General features: G+C 49.1%; 1 protein-coding gene. It reads left to right on the top strand.

The window, feature by feature from the left end; all coding sequences use genetic code 11:
* Positions 1-584 (top strand): PTS transporter subunit EIIC (locus ACWHAR_RS29960; RefSeq protein WP_452088793.1); only part of this gene is annotated, 584 nt, incomplete at both ends.

The following is a 584-nucleotide window of genomic DNA, read 5'->3' as shown; positions in this document are numbered from 1 at the left end:
GTTGCGGCTGTCAGCTTCAAGCTGGCCGAGTCATATCACACAGATGGTCTGTCTGCCGCATTAATCGGGGTTGGCGCATTCGCCGTGCTTACACCGACCACTGAAGACTTTGGCTTCTCAATGACTTGGCTGGGAGCCCAAGGTCTGTTCGTCGGCTTAATCGTGGCTTTGCTGTCGACAGAAGTCTTCCGGCTGTTTTCCAAAAATGAGAAATTGAAAATCAAAATGCCTGAAGGAGTGCCTGACGGCGTCACAAAATCCTTGAATGCTCTATTGCCGGCTGCCGTCATCTTATCCACTGCCGGGCTATGTAACGCTCTGATCGTTCACTTTTCGGGGCAAAGCATCCATGAGCTTGTTTTCAGCACGATTCAAGAGCCGCTTCAAGGCCTTTCCAACACGGTTGGGTCAGCCTTGATTTTTACTTTCTTGAATCATTTGCTCTGGTTCTTTGGATTGCATGGAACAAACATCCTCGGGCCGATCATGGAATCCGTCTACCTCCCGCTCATTCAGGAAAATCAGCACTTATTCTCGCAAGGAATGAGCGCTTTTGAAGTGCCGTATATTGTGACAAAGCCTTT

This window comes from Bacillus sp. LR--39, assembly GCF_053613335.1.
This window is presented reverse-complemented; position numbering and strand designations above follow the sequence as displayed.